At 60.3% G+C, this 19,086-nt stretch carries 13 protein-coding genes; 10 read left to right on the forward strand and 3 right to left on the reverse strand.

Annotation, left to right across the window (positions count from 1 at the left end):
• Positions 1-73: 73 nt before the first annotated feature.
• The 8 genes from ygfM (at position 74) to xdhC (ending at position 12,477) form a co-directional block, all read left to right on the forward strand.
• The gene (gene ygfM, locus OKC43_RS08280) at positions 74-850 is read left to right on the forward strand and encodes a molybdopterin-dependent oxidoreductase FAD-binding subunit (RefSeq protein WP_236271392.1); all 777 of its coding nucleotides are present in this window, start codon (positions 74-76) and stop codon (positions 848-850) included.
• Positions 847-3,744 carry a molybdopterin-dependent oxidoreductase Mo/Fe-S-binding subunit gene (locus OKC43_RS08285; RefSeq protein ID WP_236271393.1) on the forward strand — a complete coding sequence of 966 codons (2,898 nt, stop codon included), beginning with the start codon at positions 847-849 and terminating at the stop codon, positions 3,742-3,744. Before ygfM ends, OKC43_RS08285 begins: the two co-directional genes overlap by 4 nt.
• Positions 3,745-3,839: 95 nt before the next feature.
• Complete coding sequence (locus OKC43_RS08290; RefSeq protein ID WP_047440060.1) at positions 3,840-5,363, forward strand: nucleobase:cation symporter-2 family protein; 1,524 nt, start codon at positions 3,840-3,842, stop codon at positions 5,361-5,363.
• A 52-nt stretch (positions 5,364-5,415) separates the two neighbouring features.
• Positions 5,416-6,732, forward strand: a complete 1,317-nt coding sequence (guaD, locus tag OKC43_RS08295) for a guanine deaminase (RefSeq protein WP_005336781.1) — start codon at positions 5,416-5,418, stop codon at positions 6,730-6,732.
• Between the two features lie 397 nt (positions 6,733-7,129).
• Complete coding sequence (locus OKC43_RS08300; RefSeq protein WP_180343373.1) at positions 7,130-8,431, forward strand: NCS2 family permease; 1,302 nt, start codon at positions 7,130-7,132, stop codon at positions 8,429-8,431.
• A 374-nt stretch (positions 8,432-8,805) separates the two neighbouring features.
• Positions 8,806-11,124 (forward strand): xanthine dehydrogenase molybdenum-binding subunit XdhA, encoded by a 2,319-nt coding sequence (gene xdhA / locus OKC43_RS08305; protein ID WP_236271394.1) that lies wholly within the window; start codon positions 8,806-8,808, stop codon positions 11,122-11,124.
• Positions 11,117-11,995, forward strand: a complete 879-nt coding sequence (xdhB, locus tag OKC43_RS08310) for a xanthine dehydrogenase FAD-binding subunit XdhB (RefSeq protein ID WP_236271395.1) — start codon at positions 11,117-11,119, stop codon at positions 11,993-11,995. The genes xdhA and xdhB overlap by 8 nt, the downstream gene beginning before the upstream one ends.
• Positions 11,992-12,477, forward strand: coding sequence for a xanthine dehydrogenase iron sulfur-binding subunit XdhC (xdhC, locus tag OKC43_RS08315; protein WP_064338009.1), 486 nt, complete (start codon positions 11,992-11,994; stop codon positions 12,475-12,477). Before xdhB ends, xdhC begins: the two co-directional genes overlap by 4 nt.
• A 116-nt stretch (positions 12,478-12,593) precedes the next feature.
• Here the strand turns inward: xdhC and OKC43_RS08320 are convergent, their stop codons facing one another.
• Positions 12,594-13,133, reverse strand: coding sequence for a glycine zipper 2TM domain-containing protein (locus OKC43_RS08320; RefSeq protein ID WP_026035120.1), 540 nt, complete (start codon positions 13,131-13,133; stop codon positions 12,594-12,596).
• A gap of 501 nt (positions 13,134-13,634) precedes the next feature.
• Between OKC43_RS08320 and OKC43_RS08325 the strand changes: the two genes are divergently transcribed.
• Complete coding sequence (locus OKC43_RS08325) at positions 13,635-13,823, forward strand: hypothetical protein (RefSeq protein ID WP_005345660.1); 189 nt, start codon at positions 13,635-13,637, stop codon at positions 13,821-13,823.
• Positions 13,824-13,885: 62 nt separating this feature from the next.
• On the opposite strand, the gene OKC43_RS08330 is transcribed toward OKC43_RS08325, so the two are convergent.
• A complete protein-coding gene (locus tag OKC43_RS08330; RefSeq protein ID WP_064338008.1) occupies positions 13,886-15,412 on the reverse strand; it encodes a YfcC family protein in 1,527 nt (508 codons plus the stop codon).
• A gap of 666 nt (positions 15,413-16,078) precedes the next feature.
• Here OKC43_RS08330 and OKC43_RS08335 point away from each other — a divergent pair.
• A complete protein-coding gene (locus tag OKC43_RS08335; protein WP_236271396.1) occupies positions 16,079-17,701 on the forward strand; it encodes an acyl-CoA synthetase in 1,623 nt (540 codons plus the stop codon).
• 86 nt (positions 17,702-17,787) lie between these two features.
• On the opposite strand, the gene OKC43_RS08340 is transcribed toward OKC43_RS08335, so the two are convergent.
• Positions 17,788-19,077: a sensor domain-containing diguanylate cyclase gene (locus OKC43_RS08340; protein ID WP_236271397.1), complete on the reverse strand. Its 1,290-nt coding sequence runs from the start codon at positions 19,075-19,077 to the stop codon at positions 17,788-17,790.
• Positions 19,078-19,086 lie beyond the last annotated feature (9 nt).

Below are 19,086 nucleotides of genomic sequence, written 5' to 3' on the forward strand. Positions count from 1 at the left end.
TTCCACAGTTTTGGACCGGATTGCCCGCCCTGTGGATTTTCCCGGCGGCGGGCAGCAAGAGTAAGGACGACACATGATTGAGCAATTCTTCCGACCCGAGCAACTGGGTCAGGCTTTGGAACTCAAGGCCAGTTTCGGCAACGACGCCGTCTACATGGGGGGCGGCAGCAAGCTTAACGCCGCTCCGACTCGCACCGACAAGAAGGTCGCTATCTCACTGGACAAGCTGGGACTGAACCAGATTGAGCAACAGCATGGCCAGCTCCATATCGGCGCCACCGTCACCCTGCAGACCCTGAAAGATGATCCCCGTACCCCGGCCGCCCTGTGCGACGCGCTGGGGTTTGTCTACTCCCGCCATCTGCGCAATCAGGCCACCCTCGGCGGCGAAATTGCCTGCCAGCAGCAGGACTCACCCTTGCTGCCGGTACTGCTGGTACTCGAAGCCGTGGTGGTGCTGGAGAACAACCTGCTGCAACCCATCGACGCCTATCTGGCGGGCCAGCGCAATGCCCTGGTGCTGGGGATTGTGCTGCCGGAGCCTGAATTGCGCTGCGCCACTCGCCGCATCAGCCGCAACGCCGACGGCTTGGCGGTGATGACCGCCGCCGTGGCCCTCGACAGCATTGGCGAGATGCGGGTGGCCGTCGCTGGCGTTACTCCGCAGCCGATGCGTCTGCGGGATCTGGAGCGCCGCGAACTGCACGATGCCGCGCTGGAGGCCGCCGTGAGCGAGCTGATTGCGCCCCGTGAGGATTTGGCGGGCAGCATAAGTTACAAGCGGTATATCACCGGCGTGGTAGTGGCGGATCTGCTGGTGGACTGCCAGCAGCAGGAGGTGCAAGCATGATGGAACTCAACTTTACCCTGAACGGTGCCCTGCGCACCGTCATCTGCAAGGCCGGTGACAATGCCCAACGGGTGCTGTTCAACCAATGCCGGATGCACTCGGTGCGCAACAGTGACGACGGCTTCGGTTTTGCCGGCTCCGACGCCATTCTCTTCAATGGCAAGGTGATCAACGCCTCCCTGCTGATCGCCGCCCAGCTGGATGGAGCAGACGTGCGCACCGCCGAGTCGCTGGGCAGCTGGAACCAGCTCAGTCTGGTACAGCAGGCAATGGTGGATGTGGGCGTGGTGCAGTCCGGCTACAACGATCCGGCCGCCGCGCTCATCGTCACCGACCTGCTTGATCGCCATCCCGAACCGACCCGTGATCAAATCGACGATGCCCTCTCGGGCCTGTTTCACCGCGATGGCGGTTATCAGCAGTTCTATCAGGCCATCGAGCTCGCTTGCTCACGGATGAAGGATCCCGATTACCTGTGCCAGATCGCCCCCGAGTTTCGCGACGATTTGCGCCATATCGGCAAGAGCTGCCCAAAAGTGGACGCCGCCAAGATGGTGCAGGCCAAGCCCTGCTACGTGGAGGATCGGGTTACTGAAGATGCGCTGATCATCAAGATGCTGCGCAGTCCCCATCCCCATGCGGTGATCACCAAACTCGATGTGAGCCGCGCCGAGGCGCTGCCGGGTGTCGTGCATGTCATTACCTATCTCAACTGCCCGGATGTGTTTTACACCCCGGGTGGCCAGAGTGCCCCCGAGCCGTCACCGCTTGATCGCCGTATGTTCAGCCGCAAGGTGCGCCACGTAGGTGACAGGGTCGCCGCCGTGGTGGCCGAGAGTGAAGCTGTCGCTCTGGCGGCCCTCAAACTCATCGATGTCGAGTATCAGGTGCTGCCTGCGGTCATGACCATCGATGAAGCGATGGCCCCCAATGCACCACTGGTGCACGACGAACCCATTATCTACATGGCCGGTGCGCCGGCGGATCTCGAGCAGCAGAACGCCTGCTCGGTGCGCCGCGGCGACGAGCACATGATCATCAACTTCCCCATCGGCTCCCGCCCCCACGAGAACCTGGCCGCCAGCGTCCATGGCCAGATCGGCGACGTGGCCAAGGGCTTTGCCGAGGCGGACGAGATTGTCGAGCGCACCTACGAATCGACCCAGGCCCAGCAGTGCCCGACCGAGCCGCACATCTGCTTCACCTACATGGATGGGGATCGTCTGGTCATTCACGCCTCCACTCAGGTGCCGTGGCACGTGCGCCGTCAGGTGGCGCGCATCGTCGGCCTCAAGCAACATCAGGTGCACGTGATCAAGGAGCGGGTAGGGGGCGGTTTTGGCTCCAAGCAGGACATCCTGTTGGAAGAGGTGTGCGCCTGGGCGACCAAGGTCACCGGCCGTCCGGTCACCTTCCGCTACACCCGTGAAGAGGAGTTCATCAGCAACACCTCCCGCCACGTGGCCAAGGTGAAGGTGAAAGTGGGGGCCAAGAAAGATGGCACCATCACCGCCATCGACATGGATTTTCGTGCCAACACCGGCCCTTACGGCAACCACTCATTGACGGTGCCAAGCAACGGCCCGGCGCTCTCCCTGCCGCTCTATCCGTGCGACAACGTGCGCTTTACCGTCAACACCTACTACAGCAACATCTGTCCGACCGGCGCCTATCAGGGCTACGGCGCGCCCAAGGGCAACTTTGCCCTGACCATGGCCATTGCCGAACTGGCCGAGAAACTGGGGATCGATCAGCTCGACATGGTGGAGCACAACCGGGTGCACGAAGGAGACATCCTCAAGGTGCTCGGTGCCATCGGCGAGGGCAAGATGCCGACTTCTGTGCCCCACGCCGCCAGCTGCGCCCTCGAGCCCATCCTCAAACAGGGTCGCGAACTGATTGCTTGGGATAGCCCCAAACCCGCTGACGGGGATTGGCGCATCGGCCGTGGTGTCGCCATCATCATGCAAAAATCGGGGATCCCCGATATCGATCAGGCCAACTGCATGGTCAAGCTGGAATCGGACGGCACCTTTATCGTCCACTCCGGTGGCGCCGATATCGGCACCGGCCTCGATACCGTGGTCGCCAAGCTGACCGCCGAGGTGCTCGGTTGCCCGCTCAGCGATGTGCATGTGATCTCCGGCGACACCGACCATGCGCTATTCGACAAGGGAGCCTACGCCTCGTCAGGCACCTGCTTCTCCGGCAACGCGGCCAAGATGGCGGCCGAGAACCTCAAGGCGAAGATCCTGTTCCACGGCGCCGCCATGCTGGGCGAGCCGGTGGAGGATGTGGAGCTGGTTCACCCGGGCATAGTACGCGGCAAGCAGGGGGAGGTGACCCTCGCCAAGCTGGCCCACAAGGCCGAGACCGGTACCGGCTTCGGCATTCTGGTGGGCACCGCCAGCTACATTACTTCGGAGCTTGCCTTCCCGTACGGGGCCAACTTCGCCGAGGTGGCGGTCAACGTCAGAACCGGCGAGATCCGCCTCGACAAGTTCTACGCCCTGCTCGACTGCGGTACGCCCATCAACCCGGAGCTGGCCCTCGGCCAGATCTACGGGGCGACCATGCGGGCCATCGGCCACACCATGACCGAGGAGATCTGCTACGACAGCAAGGGCATCCCGCTGACCCGGGATCTCAAGAGCTATGGCGCGCCCAAGATTGGCGACATTCCCCGCGATTTTCGGGCCTTCCTAGTGCCGAGTGACGACAAGGTTGGCCCCTACGGCGCCAAGTCCATCTCGGAGATCGGGGTGAACGGCGCGGCGCCTGCCATCGCCACCGCAATCCACGACGCCTGCGGTGTCTGGCTGCGCAAGTGGCACTTCACGCCGGAGCAGATCCTGCGCGAACTGGGCAAGCTGGTGCAAAAAGTGTCGGCATAACAAAAGAAAAGGTGAGGGGCGGGCGCCAGCTCGCCCCCAGCGCCTGACGGCGGAATGAGTACTCCGCCTACATTCTGTGTGATGGGACAAACACGATGTCTAAAACAACACGCAAGCACTCGGATCTTATTTACGAGCTGGAAGACAAACCCCCGTTTTATCAAACCCTGATGGGTGCAGTGACCCATCTGCTGGCCATTTTTGTTCCCATGGTAACCCCGGCGCTGATCGTCGGCGGCGCCCTGGGCCTCTCCACCGAGACCACCGCCTATCTGGTCTCCATGGCGATGATCGCCTCCGGTATTGGCACCTGGCTGCAGGTGAATCGTTATGGCCCCATCGGTTCGGGGCTGCTCTCCATCCAGTCGGTCAACTTCTCCTTCGTGACCGTGATGATCGCACTCGGCGGCGCCATGAAAAAAGATGGCATCCACGAGGAGCTGATCGTCTCGACCCTGCTCGGGGTCTCCTTTGTCGGTGCCTTTCTGGTGATGGGCTCCTCCTTTGTGCTGCCCTACCTCAAGCGGGTGATCACCCCGACCGTGAGCGGGGTAGTGGTACTGATGATTGGCCTGAGCCTTATCAAGGTGGGGATCATCGATTTTGGCGGCGGCTTCTCCGCCATGAGCAGCGGCACCTTTGGCAAATACGAGCACATCGGGCTGGGGCTCTTGGTGCTCTGCGTTATCGTCGCCTTCAACTGCAGCCGAAGCCCGCTGCTGCGGATGAGCGGGATCGCCATCGGTCTGATGGTGGGCTATGCGGTGGCCCTGATGCTCGGTATGGTGGATTTCTCCGCCCTTGAAAACCTGCCGCTTATTACGGTGCCGATCCCGTTCAAGTACGGTTTCTCCTTCGATTTTCACGCCTTTATGTTGGCGGGCACCATCTATCTGTTGAGCGTGCTGGAGGCGGTGGGGGACATCACCGCCACCGCCATGGTCTCCCACCGGGATATTCAGGGTCCTGAATTTCAAAAACGGCTCTCCGGCGGTGTACTGGCGGACGGTCTGGTCTCGGTGATCGCCTCGGCCCTCGGCTCTTTGCCACTCACCACCTTTGCCCAGAACAACGGCGTCATCCAGATGACCGGGGTGGCGTCACGCCATGTGGGCAAGTTTATCGCCGTCATCCTGGTGCTGCTGGGGCTCTTCCCCGTAGTAGGGCGCTTCTTTACCACCATACCGTCACCTGTGATGGGGGGCGCCATGGTCATCATGTTCTCGATGATCGCCATCGCCGGTGGTCGCATCATCATCAGCCACGGCTTCGATCGGCGGGAGACTCTGATTGTCGCCACCTCGCTGGGTCTTGGGCTTGGCGTTTCCTATGACCCGAACGTCTTCAAGGTGCTGCCGGCGGGTATCTACATGCTGGTGGAGAACCCCATCTGCGCCGGCGGCATCACCGCCATCATCATGAATCTGGTGTTGCCACAGAGCCGCAAACGCAAGGCGGCCGTCAGGGATGCAGAGGCGGTTGAAGTGATCCAGCTGAGCGACAAGCCGGATGTGATCTTTACCGCCCGCAGTGCGGGCCAGCCATTGGCCAGCAAGGTTGAGGGGTCACCAGAGCCAGTGCCCGGGCAGGCGGTGGCGCCACAAGTGGAACGGATCTGACGGTTAAACCGGCAAAAAACGTCAACAGAACAAGAAAAACAGGGAAACGGTTATGAAAAACGACAACTCTGTCAAAGCGGTACGCGGCAGCTTCTTCGATATCACCCGGGTGGTGGATCAGCCCGAGGAGATTGAGTCCAACGCCCGCCTTATAGAGGATGGTCTGCTGATCATTCGCAACGGTTGCATCGACTGGTTCGGTGAGTGGGAGGAGGGCAAGGATCGCATTCCGGCTGAGGTGCGGGTGCGGGATTATCGCGGCAAGATGATAGTGCCCGGCTTTGTCGATACCCACATTCACTACCCCCAGAGCGAGATGGTGGGGGCCTATGGCGAGCAACTGCTGGAGTGGCTCAACCGCCACACCTTCCCGGCCGAGCGGCGTTACAACGATCTCGAATATGCCCGCGAGATGTCCACCTTCTTTATCAAGCAGCTGCTGCGCAACGGCACCACCACGGCGCTGGTGTTCGGCACCGTTCACCCCGAGTCGGTGGATGCTCTGTTCGAGGCGGCCAGCCGCATCAACATGCGAATGATCGCGGGCAAGGTAATGATGGATCGCAATGCGCCCGATTATTTGCTCGATACCGCCGAGAGCAGTTATGTGCAGAGCAAGCAGCTTATCGAGCGCTGGCACGGCAATGGTCGACTGCTCTATGCCATCACACCACGATTTGCACCCACCTCGACACCCGAGCAGCTGGCGATGGCGCGGCGACTGCGCGAAGAGTTTCCCACCACCTATCTGCACACCCATCTGTGCGAGAACAAGGATGAGATCGCCTGGGTCAAATCTCTTTTCCCGGCGCACAAGGGCTATCTCGATGTCTATCACCAGCATGGGCTCACCGGCCACAACTGCGTGTTTGCCCACTGCGTCCATCTGGAAGAGCAGGAGTGGGATTGCCTGAAGGAGACCGGCTCCACCATCGCCTTCTGCCCCACCTCGAATCTTTATCTGGGCAGCGGGCTCTTCAAGCTGCACAAGGCGTGGCGCAAGCAGGTGAAGGTGGGGATGGGCACCGACATTGGCGCCGGTACCACCTTCAACATGCTGCAGACCCTCAACGAGGCCTACAAGGTGATGCAGTTGCAGGGGGAGCGGCTCTCGGCCTATCAGGCTTTCTATCTGGCCACCCTGGGCGGCGCCCATTCGCTGGGGCTGGACGAGAAGATCGGCAGCTTTGCGGTGGGCAAGGAGGCGGATTTTGTGGTGCTCGACCCGGTCGCCACCCCGCTGCAGCAGCTGCGTTATGACAACTCCACCACCCTGCGGGACAAGCTCTTTGTGCTGTTGACCCTGGGGGATGACAGATCCATCTACCGCACCTATGTGGATGGCCAACTGGTGCATGAACGGGGGTAGGGGCTGGAGTGGGCTGCCGCGGCGCAGCCCCAACGAATACGGTGGCTGGCGTGCCCCACAGGGGCGCCAGTCTTGCCGCACCACAGGGGATCTCCCCGCATAGAACGTGAAATGGCCCGGTTTTTTTGACCAGCAAGGCAAACGTTTGAGTCAAGGCTGCCTGCCCTGGTCTGTCTGTAGCATCCTCTGCCTCCATCGCCTGTTTCTCATCAGACTGGCGCGAGGCAGACCCGCAGATCCTGTCGCCATTTCGTCATGGAACATTCAGGCGCGTGTGAAGGAGTTGGGTATGACCCAAGCAAACAGCAGGACAAACAGCGTGGAACAGCTGGCCAATGATGACGCCAGCCCGAGCGCAGCAAAGCAACAGCCGCTCACGGCTCTTGATCGCTACTTTATGATCAGCGAGCGGGGCAGCAATGTCAGACAGGAGGTTCTGGCGGGCCTCACCACCTTCCTTGCCATGGTCTACTCGGTGATAGTGGTGCCGAGCATGCTCGGCAAGGCGGGCTTTCCCCCCGGCGCCGTGTTTGTCGCCACCTGTCTGGTGGCGGGTTTCGGTTCGCTCTTGATGGGGCTCTGGGCCAAGCTGCCGATGGCCATCGGCTGCGCTATTTCCCTCACGGCGTTTACTGCCTTCAGTCTGGTGCTGGGGCAGCAGATCCCCATTCCGGTGGCGTTGGGGGCCGTCTTCCTGATGGGGGTGCTGTTTACCGCCATCTCGGTGACCGGGGTGCGTAGCTGGATCCTCGACAACCTGCCGATGGGGATTGCCCACGGCACCGGCATCGGGATTGGTCTCTTCTTGCTGCTTATCGCCGCCAACGGGGTGGGGCTGGTGATCAAGAACCCGCTGGAGGGGCTGCCGGTGGCGCTGGGAGCCTTTACCTCTATGCCGGTCATTATGTCCCTGATCGGCCTTGCGGTGATCTTCGGGCTGGAGAAGCTGAGAGTACCGGGCGGGATCCTGCTGGTGATCATCGCCATCTCAATCTTCGGCCTGATTTTCGATCCGGCGGTGAAGTATCAGGGACTGTTCGCCCTGCCGAGCCTCTCGGACGATCAGGGCAAGTCCCTCATCTTCAGTCTGGATATCATGGGGGCCCTCTCGCCGCTGGTGTTGCCCAGCGTACTGGCGCTGGTAATGACGGCGGTATTCGATGCCACCGGCACCATCCGCGCCGTGGCGGGGCAGGCCAACCTGCTCGATAAGGATGGTCACATCATCAACAGCGGCAAGGCGCTCAGTGCCGACTCGGTCAGCAGCATCTTCTCCAGTCTGGTGGGGGCGGCCCCGGCTGCCGTCTATATCGAGTCGGCGGCGGGCACGGCGGCGGGAGGCAAAACCGGCCTGACCGCGACCGTGGTCGGCGGCCTGTTCCTGCTGATGCTGTTCCTCTCGCCGCTCTCCTATCTGGTGCCGGCCTATGCCACCGCACCGGCCCTGATGTACGTGGGGCTCTTGATGCTGAGCAACGTCACCAAGCTCGATTTCGATGACTTTGTCGGGGCCATGTCCGGGCTGGTATGCGCCGTCTTTATCGTACTCACCTGCAATATCGTCACCGGCATCATGCTCGGCTTCAGCTCGCTGGTGATCGGCCGCATCTGCTCCAAGGAGTGGCACAAGCTCAACGTCGGCACCGTGGTCATCGCCCTGGCACTGGTGCTCTTTTATGCTGGGGGGTGGGCTATTTAGGGATAACCCGCCCGTTTGGGGTCGCTCTGGCGGCCCCATTTTTATGCCTGTTATTTTTAGCCCGCCCATGCAGGCATTATGCCTAGGCTGTCTCCGCAGTTGGGGGGGCATCGCGATACCATTTTGATAAATCCCCCTACCAGATTGATAGGCTCCCCCCCTTGCTCTCCTCGCCCTGCCGCTTTTATCACCGCTGATGTGCCCCGTTTGCTCAGGGGCTGCCCTTGGCTTGTCGCTGCGGGCCAACAAAAGCAGGCTAGATGGGATCCCCTTCACACTTATCCCCATTCTCCTGACGATGGCGGGAAACAGGCGCATATCTTGCTGTTTTTTATGTCGGTTCCAGATTTTTCCATTCGAAAAAGGACTTGCATATGTCCATAGGATTACCGCTCAAGCGGGTGGATGCCGAGGCCAAGGTGACCGGCAGCGCCCGCTATACCGATGACAACATCATGCTCGGGATGCGCCACGCCAAGTACGTGCGCAGCAATATTGCCCACGGCAAGGTGCTTGCCATTGATGCGACCGAAGCGCTGGCCCTGCACGGGGTCGAAGCCGTGTTTACCCATGAAGATGTGCCCACCACCTGTTTTCGCACCGCCGGTCACGCCTGGTCTCTCGATGAGGCGAAACGGGACGTGAAAGACCGCCGTCTGCTCACCGACCATGTACGCCACTTCGGCGATGGCGTCGCCATCGTGGTGGCCCGGGATCCGCTGGTGGCCGAGAAGGCTGCCGCCCTGGTCAAGGTGACTTACGAGCCGCTGCCGGTGATGACGGATGCCGAAAGCGCGCTGGCCGACGATGCCTATCCCATTCATCCGAGTGGTAATCTGCTGCGGCAAAGTCAGCTTCGCGCCAATGACCCGGAGCAGGCCATCGCGGCGGCCGATCTGCAGTTTCAGGGGCACTACCGGACGCCGGTGGTGCAGCACTGCCATCTGGAGACGGTGACCTGCTACGCCTATATGGATCAACCGGACCACATCATCGTCGTCAGCAGTACCCAGATCCCCCAGATAGTGCGCAGCCGCGTGGCCAAATCCCTCGGTCTGCCCTGGTCCAGCGTGCGGGTGATCAAGCCCTATATGGGCGGCGGTTTTGGCAACAAGCAGGATGTGCTGGAAGAGCCGATGGCGGCGTTTTTGAGCTACAAGCTTGGCGGCGTGCCGGTCAAGGTGACCCTGAGCCGGGAGGAGTGTTTCTTTGCCTCCCGTACCCGCCACGGCTTTGCAATCGATGGCAAAATGGGCCTCAACCGCGACGGCACCCTCAAGGGCTATCAGCTCGACGTGCTCTCCAACACCGGCGGCTATGCCTCTCACGGCCACTCCATCGCCAGCGCTGGGGGCAACAAGATCAGCTACCTCTATCCGCGCAGCGCCTTTGGCTATGACGCCAAAACCTTCTACAGCAACCTGCCCGCCGCCGGTGCCATGCGCGGTTACGGCGCGCCGCAGGCGATTTTTGCCCTCGAGTGCATGCTGGATGACGCTTGCGCCGAACTCGGGCTGGATCCGCTTGATGTGCGGATCGCCAACGTGGCGCGCGAGGGGGACATCAATCAGGTCAACCAGAAGACCATCTATAGCGCCGGGTTGCCGGACTGCCTACTGCGTGGTCGCGAGATGTTCGAGTGGGCTCGGCTCAAGGCCGAATGTCTGGGGCAGGATCCTGCAAGCCGGCTGCGACGTGGCATCGGGGTGGCCTGTTTCAGCTACGGCTCCAACACCTATCCGGTGGGGGTCGAAATTGCCGGCGCCCGCATGCTGCTCAATCAGGATGGCACCGTCAATCTGCAGATCGGCGCCACCGAGATAGGGCAGGGGTCGGATACCGTCTTTGCCCAGATGGCGGCCCAGACGTTGGGCATTCCGTTTGAGCAGATCCGGGTCATCTCGACTCAGGATACCGACATTACTGCCTATGATCCTGGCTCGTTCGCCTCGCGTCAGAGCTATGTGGCGGCCCCCGCCATCCATCAGGCGGCGCTGCAGTTGCGGGCGCGCATTTTGTCGCTGGCGGCCCAACTCTGCCATCAGGATGTAGGATCGCTGACCCTGATCGACGGCTACGTGGTGCTGGCCGGTGCGCCGGACAAGGTGCGGATCAGCGTCGCCGAGGTGTCGGTCAACGCCTACTACCACCTCACCATCGGTGGCCAGATCACCTCCGAGGTCTCCCACAAGACCACCACCAACCCGCCCAGTTTCGGCTGTACCTTTGTCGATCTCAGCGTCGATATCGATCTCTGCAAGGTGACCATCAATCGCATCATCAACCTGCACGATGCCGGCAAGATCCTCAATCCGCAGCTGGCGGAGGGGCAGGTACACGGCGGCATGGGGATGGGGATCGGCTGGTCCCTGTTCGAGGAGATGATTATCGACGCCAAGACCGGCGTGGTGCGCAACCCCAACCTGCTCGACTACAAGTTCCCCACCATGCTGGATTTGCCCGAGCTGGAATGCGACTTCGTGCAGACCTACGAGCCCCAGTCGGTCTATGGCCACAAATCCCTGGGTGAACCGCCCATCATCTCGCCGGGCCCCGCTATCCGTAACGCCATTCGCATGGCGACCGGGGTGGCCATCAACGAGCTGCCCATCACCCCCAAAACCCTGTTCCGGGAGTTTGTCGCGGCGGGTTTGATTGGCGAGGGATCAGGGGAGGAGCAACACCATGTTTGATATTGCCTGTTACTACAAGGCGCACAGCGTGGCCGAGGCGGTCGCCCTGCGTCAGGCTGACCCCGAGGCGCGTCTCTTGGCTGGTGGCACCGATGTGATGATCCAGCTTCATCACCTTAACGCAGCCTATCGTCATATCGTCGATATTCACGACTTGCCCGAACTCAAAGGGGTGAGCGAGTTGCCTGATGGGTCGATCCGCATCGGCTCCGGCACCACCTTTACCGAGCTCATCGAGAACGAGCTGGTGCAGCGCCGCCTGCCGATGCTGGCCGAGGCGGCCGCTACCATCGCCGGCCCGCAGATCCGCAACGTTGCCACCTATGGCGGCAATATCTGCAACGGCGCTACCAGTGCCGACTCGGCGGCGCCTACCGTCGCGCTGGAAGCAGAGCTGGAAATCGCCGGCCCCGATGGTACGCGCCGCATCCCCATCGCCGGTTTTCACACCGGTCCCGGCAAGGTGGCGCTGCAACCGGCAGAAATCCTGGTGGCATTCCACTTTGCGCCGGACTCGCACCCCCATGTGGGCTCCCACTACTTCAAATACGCCATGCGCGATGCCATGGATATCGCCACCATCGGCTGCGCCGCCTACTGCCAGATTGAGGATGGTCACTTCAAGCGCCTGCGGCTGGCCTATGGCGTGGCGGCCCCGACCCCGGTGCGTACCCCGCACGCCGAAGCTGCGGCCGAGGGGCAACCCCTGACTCGCGCCACACTGGCAGCGATTGCCGAGGCGGTGGTGGCCGATGTGGCGCCGCGCTCCTCCTGGCGGGCGGAAAAAGAGTTTCGCCTGCACCTTATCAAAACCCTGGCGCAGCGGGTGGTCGCCTGCGCAGTCGAACGTGCCGGAGGCAAGATCCTATGATGCAACCGCAAAGCTGTCCCGCCGTGGAGATCCAGTGCGAGATCAACGGCAAGCCTTACTCCTATGCAGTGCCGCCCACCATGTCGCTGCTCCACTTCCTGCGCGGGCAGGGGCTGATCAGTGTGAAAGAGGGGTGCAGTGTCGGTGAGTGCGGCGCCTGTACCGTGCGGGTGAATGGCACTGCCATCGACAGCTGCCTCTATCTGGCGGTCTGGGCCGATGGCAAATCCATTCGCACCGTGGAGGGGGAGCGTAAGGGGAATGTACTCTCCGATGTACAGCAGGCCTTTATCGATGAGGGGGCGGTGCAGTGCGGTTTTTGCACCCCGGGCCTTGTGATGGCGAGCGCCGCCCTGCTCGACAAGACCGAGCGCCGTCCGCTGACCGATGCGGAGATCCGCCGCGGGCTATCGGGGAATCTGTGCCGCTGCACCGGGTATCAGAACGTTGTGCGGGCGGTGAAAAAGTGCTGCAAGGGGTAACTGACTGGGCGCAATGAGCCTGAGTGCCGTTGTTTGAAAAAAGGAAATCAAGCCGCCCAAAAACACAGGCCCGCCTCGAAAGAGGCGGGCCTGCTGCTGAGTGGGGTCAGGAGAAATCACACTTTTGGCTGGTCGATCACCAATTTGCCATCTTTGACCGGAATGGTGGCGCCCGGGGCTTGCTTCATGCGGATCACCCCCTCCTGACCTGCGAGGCGATAGGTCACGTCATAACCTATGGTGTTGACGCTCGTATCCTGCACCGTCTTGCAGCGCTGTTCGGTGGTGGTGTAGGTATCGCCCGCCTGCATATTGCCCTGCACCTGATTACCGGCATAGCCACCCGCGACTGCCCCGGCTGCGGTGGCCACCTTCTTGCCACTGCCGCCGCCAAACTGGTGGCCAACCACGCCACCCAGCGCCGCGCCAACCACTGTGCCGAGGATCTTGTGCTCATCCTGTACCGGCTTGCGGTGGGTCACGGTGACGTTGCGACACTCCTGTCGGGGAGTCTTGATGGTCTCGGTGATCGGCTTGCTGGCGATCACCTCGGCAAAGGTGGGTTGGGGTGTAAAGAGGGAGCCGCTGGCCGCCGCCGAGAGTGCCAGGGCCGAGGCGATGCCAATACCGATACCTGCCATCATGGATCTGTTCATCTTATGGTTCTCCTGCATACCCATACGGGCTCTTCCAATCTGGCGCCATCTTGTCACAACTGGTTGGCCGGACAAGGCGAGGGTGATGGGCCTGCGACAGGCGCTGGCAAGGTCAAAAAATAGCCGCCATGGAAAAGTGTCTGGCTTTGGCGACAACGGACTAAAAGTGACCGGTTTCCGACGTGTGGTGAACTTAGCAAGTGTGATAAGGAGCAATTCGAGTCGCAATTTGCAAGGCGGGCGGTGAGCAGAATGCCAGAGTGACAAGGCGTGGACGGGGGCAGGTCAAGGGAGGTCTTGAACGGGCACTCTGTTTGTTGAGATGGCCACGCAAGTGGTTGATAAATGGCTCCAGCCCCATCGGATGTTGGCCGATAAGAGATCACGGCAAGCATTTTGCTTTGATTGGGTGAAGCAGAGGGTGAACGGGTCGGCAGACAACTGCGTAAGACCTGATATGAAGACGTTCACCCGAGATCACCGGATCAATGAGGGGGAGATATGTCAATGTTACCCAGCTGGATCACCCCGGCCATCCAGGCCAACATCATCACGGTGCAGCAGGCCGAACGTCTGCTCTCATCCCTCTACCGGCCACTGGCCGAGCAGGGAGAGGAGCTTCCTGCCGATATAGCCGACATCAGCCTTAAACTCTACTGCTTCCGCCAGCAGGGACGGGTTCGCCACTAAGACTGACAAAAGAACACCCCGCGCCAGGCTCGGGGTGTTGTCACTCATGTATCACAGACCTATCAGGCCAACATCACTTGCGCCACCAGCATCAGGGCGCCAAATCCCAGCACAAAGCCCACCATGGGCAGCACGAACTTGACCCACTTGTTGAACTGGATGCCGAGCATCTGCAGAGTGACCAGCACCAGTCCGGTGGGGGCCAGAAACAACATGGCGTATTGCCCCCAGTTGTAGGCCGACACCACGATATAGCGGGGGATCATCACAGTATCTGCCAGCGGTGCCATGATGGGCATGGAGAGCACTGCGAGCCCCGAGGAGGAGGGTACCACCAGCCCCAAGAGGGTGAACACCAGCATCTGTGCCACCGCGAACACGGCGCCATGCATGCCGGAGACCAGATCGGAGGCGTAGGCCAGAATAGTGTCCGAGATCATCCCCTGATCCAGTACCAGATTGACCCCCCGCGCCAGCCCGATGATGAGGGAGACGGCCACCAGCTCCGACGCCCCCTGAGTGAAGGCCTCGACCGCCTCTTTCTCTTTGAGACCCGAGATAAAAATGATGATGATGGCGATGGTCAGGAAGGAAGCTGCCATCTGCGGAAACCACCAACCGGCCATGGATACGCCCCACACCATCAGCGGGAAGGCGAGGATAAACAGGGTCAGAATGAGCTTGCGGCGCAGGGTGAAGGGCACCCCTTCGTCCATAGAGCCCTCTTTGAGAAAACGGGCGCGAAAACTCTCTCTGTCCTCATAGGTGTAGGAGAAGGCAGGGTTGGCCTTGATCTTCTTGCAGTACCAGTAGAGATAACTGATCACCACCAGGGTGCCCACCAGACAGCCAATGGCGCGAAAGATCAGCCCCTCGGTAAAGGGAATGCCGGCGGCATTGGAGGCGATCACCACCGAGAAGGGATTGATGGTGGAGAAGGTGGTGCCCATGGAGGCAGCGAGGAAGATGGCTCCCACGCAGACGATGGAGTCATAGCCGAGCGCCAGAAAAATGGGCACCAGTATGGGATAGAAGGCGACCGCCTCTTCCTCCAGTCCGCAGGTGGTGCCTCCCAGCGCCATTACGAAGCAGACCAGCGCCACAAACAGGAACTCGTTGCCCCGGGTCTTGCGCGACAACGCCACCAGCCCTGCACTGAAGGCACCTGTCTTGTTGATGACGCCGATCAGCCCCCCGAGCACCAGAATAAAGACGATGATATCCGCCCCCTCTATGGTGCCCTTGACCATGCTGACTGCCACGTCACTGAGCCCCTTGGGCGCTTGCTCCAGCCGTGCATAGGTGCCGGGAATGGCGATGGGCTTGCGGATGGTGCCGTTGGTAAATTGCTCCACCGCAATATTGATATTGAGTTTTGCCAGGGCATCCTGGGTTGCGGGAAGTCGGCTAATTTCCCCCTGTGGGCTATTGACCATCAGGCTTTCACTGGCTGGATTATAAGAGAGCTTGGCATAGGCGCCCGCTGGAATTATCCAGGTCAGCGCAATGGCAAGTAACATAATAAGAAACAGAATGGTAAATGCAGTAGGGAATTGTCTGCGTGGTGTGGTATTCGGCACGGCACACATAAAATGCTCCTTGATAAAGCAGGTTTGGGCTCGGCGGAATATCGGGTCGATAGGGTTTCTGCGTCATACATCCAAGGTACGCAAACTCACTGTGGATTGCGTAGTGATTGGCGAGAAATCTGGCCTGATATTGAACATCCGGTAGATTGTTTCACGTTGTAACCGTAACCCGTGTGTGGCTGAATGAACATGGTGCCATGCTCGCTTTATGGGATGACTCACAAAATTTATTTTCCATGGATTTAACAGCTGATATGAAATAAAAGTTATTATGCAATAACTATTTCAGCTTTCGTTTTATGCTGTTTACCTTAAATAAAGATCATGAAAATAGTGCGTGCCGAGATGAATGAAATGACATATAAAGCAGTTTTGACGGAATAATATTCCATTATCGTCATTTTTCGTTATTCGCCAAAAACAGCCTGTGAAAAAAATGGCACGCTTTCCCGTAATGAAATATTTTTTGCAACGAAAACAGGGGGCCTCTGTTGGCAGCAGGCTGCCCCTGTCTAAGACGTTTTGCTAATACCTGCCGCCGTAGGCTCACTGTTAGGCTGTCATCCCCATAAGAGACCAGTGACGGGCAGGATGCCCATGTCGCTTGCTGATCTCTGAATCATCCCGGAACAGCCCGTTTTGTGCCACCTGTGAGGAAGGAATCCGATGACAGTACAGAACATCTATGAGCGCGACCTTGCCAAAACCGCCGCCAATTTCGAGGCCCTGACCCCCATCAGCTTTCTGGGGCGGGCGGAGCGGGTCTATCCCGACTATCCGGCGCTGATCCATGGCTCGCTACGCCAGAGCTGGGGCGAGACCGCCCGCCGTTGCCGCCAGCTTGCCTCGGCTCTGCGGCTTCGCGGCATCGGGGAGGGGGATACCGTCTCCATCGTTGCGCCCAACATCCCGGCGATGTTTGAAGCTCACTTCGGGGTGCCCATGAGCGGCGCCGTGCTCAACACCATCAATACCCGGCTCGATGCAGAGTCGATGGCCTTTATCTTCCAGCATGCCCAGAGCAAGGTGGTGCTGGTGGACAGGGAGTTTGGTGCCGTGGTGCGCAAGGCGCTGGATCTGCTGGAGTGCCAACCGCTGGTCATCGCCATCGACGATCCCCTCTACCGGGAGGGGGCGCTTGTCAGTGACCTCGACTATGAGACCTTTATTGCCACTGGTAACGGCGATGAACCCGGCTGGTTGCCAGAGGATGAGTGGCAGGCGATATCCCTTAACTACACCTCCGGCACCACGGGCAATCCCAAGGGGGTGGTCTATCACCACCGCGGTGCCCACCTCAACGCCATCAACAACGTGCTCTCCTGGGAGCTGCCCAAACATCCCGTCTATCTCTGGACCTTGCCGATGTTTCACTGCAACGGCTGGTGTTTCCCCTGGACGCTGGCGGCCACCGCCGGGGTGAGCGTCTGCCTGCGGCATGTGCAGGCGGCCGCCATTTATGAGGCGCTGCACGAGCACAAGGTGAGCCATTTTTGCGCGGCGCCCATCGTGCTCAATATGCTCAACAATGCTGAACAGGCGCTCAAGCGGGGGCTGGATCACCCCATCAAGGTGATGACCGCTGGCGCTGCGCCCCCCGCCACCGTGATCGCCGGGATGGAGGCGATGGGGATCGCTGTGACCCACGTCTATGGCCTGACCGAAACCTATGGCCCTTGCGTGTTGTGCGAACCGCAAAGAAGCTGGCAGGGGCAGGATGCCACTGCGCTCTCCCGCCTCAAGGCGCGCCAGGGGGTTGCGTCGCCTCTGCAGGGGGAGATGCGGGTCATCAATCCGGTCAGCGGCGAACCGGTGGCCAAAGATGGCAAAACCATGGGGGAGATAGTGCTGCGCGGTAATGTGGTGATGAAGGGCTATCTGAAAAATCCGGCGGCCAGTGCCGAGGCGATGGCGGAGGGGTGGTTTCGCAGTGGCGATCTGGCGGTATGGCACCCGGATGGTTATGTGGAGATCAAGGACAGATCCAAGGACATCATCATCTCCGGCGGGGAGAATATCTCCAGTCTGGAGGTGGAAGATGTGCTCTATCGCCATCCCGATGTGGACGAAGCGGCAGTGATCGCCATGCCCGATGAGAAGTGGGGAGAGGTGCCCTGCGCCTTCGTCAAACTGAAAGAGGGGCGAGAGACCACCCAGGCGGAGTTGATCGCCTTTTGCCGGGAGCAGATGGCCCACTTCAAGGCCCCCAAACGCATCATCTTCACCCCGCTGCCGAAAACCTCGACCGGCAAGGTGCAAAAGTTTGTGCTGCGCAAACAGCTGGGGTAGCCGCCTGTTCGTAAGGAGCCAGCACAGACTTTCATAGAAGGGAGATTCGAGGGAGTTGGAGGGCTGCTGGCCCTCCCGTTGTATGGCTAGGGTGCCTTGCAGGCAACGCAGTTGCGGCCGCTCTGTTTAGCCTGATAGAGCATCTGATCGGCGCGGGCGTAGAGGCTCTCCATCAGCTCCCCTTCGCCATTTTCCACCAGTCCGGCGCTGATGGTGATAACCAGCTTATCCCCATCGGGCAGGGGCAGCGGGCTTTGCATCACCTGCAGGCGCAGCCGCTCGGCCAGAGATGCGGCGGCCGAGAGGGTGGTGTTGGGTAGCAAGATGGCAAACTCGTCACCGCCGATGCGGGCCAGCACATCTTCGCTGCGCAGCACTGATTGCATCACCCTGCCCAGATGCACCAGCGCGCTATCCCCAAGGGGGTGACCGAAGCGATCGTTGATACACTTGAACTGATCCACATCCAGCACCATCAGCACCGAGGCGAGGTGGTGGCGCATGTCCAGACTGAGGTTCTTCTCGCACAACTCGAAAAAGAAACGGCGGTTGTAGAGACCGGTGAGGCCATCGCGCACCGACTGCTGGTGTAGCTGCTCCTTGAGCTGGTGCAGTTCGGTAATGTCGGAGGAGATCCCGATCAGGGTCGGGGTGCCATCCCCCAGCAGAAAGGGCACCTTGACCGACCAGTAGTAGTGCTGATTGCCTTCGGGATCGGTCAGCATCTCTTCCCCGGCTTGCAGCTCGCCGGTTTCGAATACCCGGTTGTCCAGCCGCCACAGCTGGCAGGCGCTGGCCGCGGGGATCACCTCGTCATCGCGCCGGTTGATGATCTGCTCGGCAGGAAGGCCCAGCAGATCGGCGACCTTTTGGTTGACGTAGAGAAAGCGGTGCAGGCTGTCCTTCATATAGATATGGGCATCCACGTTGGCGAGGATGATTTCCAGCAGCTGATGCTGCTCCGCCATGCGGGCCTCGATCAGCTTGTGTTCCGTGATATCGGTGGAGATGCCGCACAGGCCGATCAGGTTGCCATCCTTGTCATGGATGGGCTTTTTAACTGTCCAGTAGCAGCGCTTTTCCCCGGTGGATTTGAGGTAGTTGATCTCCTCCTGGGCGATGGCGAGTTGCTGCTCCAGTACCAACCGGTCGTTGCGTTGAATGGTGTCGGAGAATTCGAGATCAAAAAAGGCCCGATCATCCTGCCCCTGCAACTCGGCGAGGGTGCAGCCAAAGAGATCCAGCACCGCCTGATTGGCATAGGTGTAACGGCCCGCCAGATCCTTGGTAAACATGTAGGCGTCCGTCTCGTTGAAGATGGCTTTGAGGTGATCCAGCTCATGCTGTAACTGGATAGAGAAGGGTTCATCCTTCATGGGGCTAGC

The organism is Aeromonas sp. Y289-2 (assembly GCF_027705925.1).
Classification (GTDB): Bacteria; Pseudomonadota; Gammaproteobacteria; order Enterobacterales; family Aeromonadaceae; genus Aeromonas; species Aeromonas veronii.

Coding starts and splice junctions, on each gene's coding strand:
- ygfM (WP_236271392.1), top strand. CDS start 74: ATGATTGAGCAATTCTTCCGACCCGAGCAACTGGGTCAGGCTTTGGAA.
- OKC43_RS08285 (WP_236271393.1), top strand. CDS start 847: ATGATGGAACTCAACTTTACCCTGAACGGTGCCCTGCGCACCGTCATC.
- OKC43_RS08290 (WP_047440060.1), top strand. CDS start 3,840: ATGTCTAAAACAACACGCAAGCACTCGGATCTTATTTACGAGCTGGAA.
- guaD (WP_005336781.1), top strand. CDS start 5,416: ATGAAAAACGACAACTCTGTCAAAGCGGTACGCGGCAGCTTCTTCGAT.
- OKC43_RS08300 (WP_180343373.1), top strand. CDS start 7,130: ATGATCAGCGAGCGGGGCAGCAATGTCAGACAGGAGGTTCTGGCGGGC.
- xdhA (WP_236271394.1), top strand. CDS start 8,806: ATGTCCATAGGATTACCGCTCAAGCGGGTGGATGCCGAGGCCAAGGTG.
- xdhB (WP_236271395.1), top strand. CDS start 11,117: ATGTTTGATATTGCCTGTTACTACAAGGCGCACAGCGTGGCCGAGGCG.
- xdhC (WP_064338009.1), top strand. CDS start 11,992: ATGATGCAACCGCAAAGCTGTCCCGCCGTGGAGATCCAGTGCGAGATC.
- OKC43_RS08320 (WP_026035120.1), bottom strand. CDS start 13,133: ATGAACAGATCCATGATGGCAGGTATCGGTATTGGCATCGCCTCGGCC.
- OKC43_RS08325 (WP_005345660.1), top strand. CDS start 13,635: ATGTCAATGTTACCCAGCTGGATCACCCCGGCCATCCAGGCCAACATC.
- OKC43_RS08330 (WP_064338008.1), bottom strand. CDS start 15,412: ATGTGTGCCGTGCCGAATACCACACCACGCAGACAATTCCCTACTGCA.
- OKC43_RS08335 (WP_236271396.1), top strand. CDS start 16,079: ATGACAGTACAGAACATCTATGAGCGCGACCTTGCCAAAACCGCCGCC.
- OKC43_RS08340 (WP_236271397.1), bottom strand. CDS start 19,077: ATGAAGGATGAACCCTTCTCTATCCAGTTACAGCATGAGCTGGATCAC.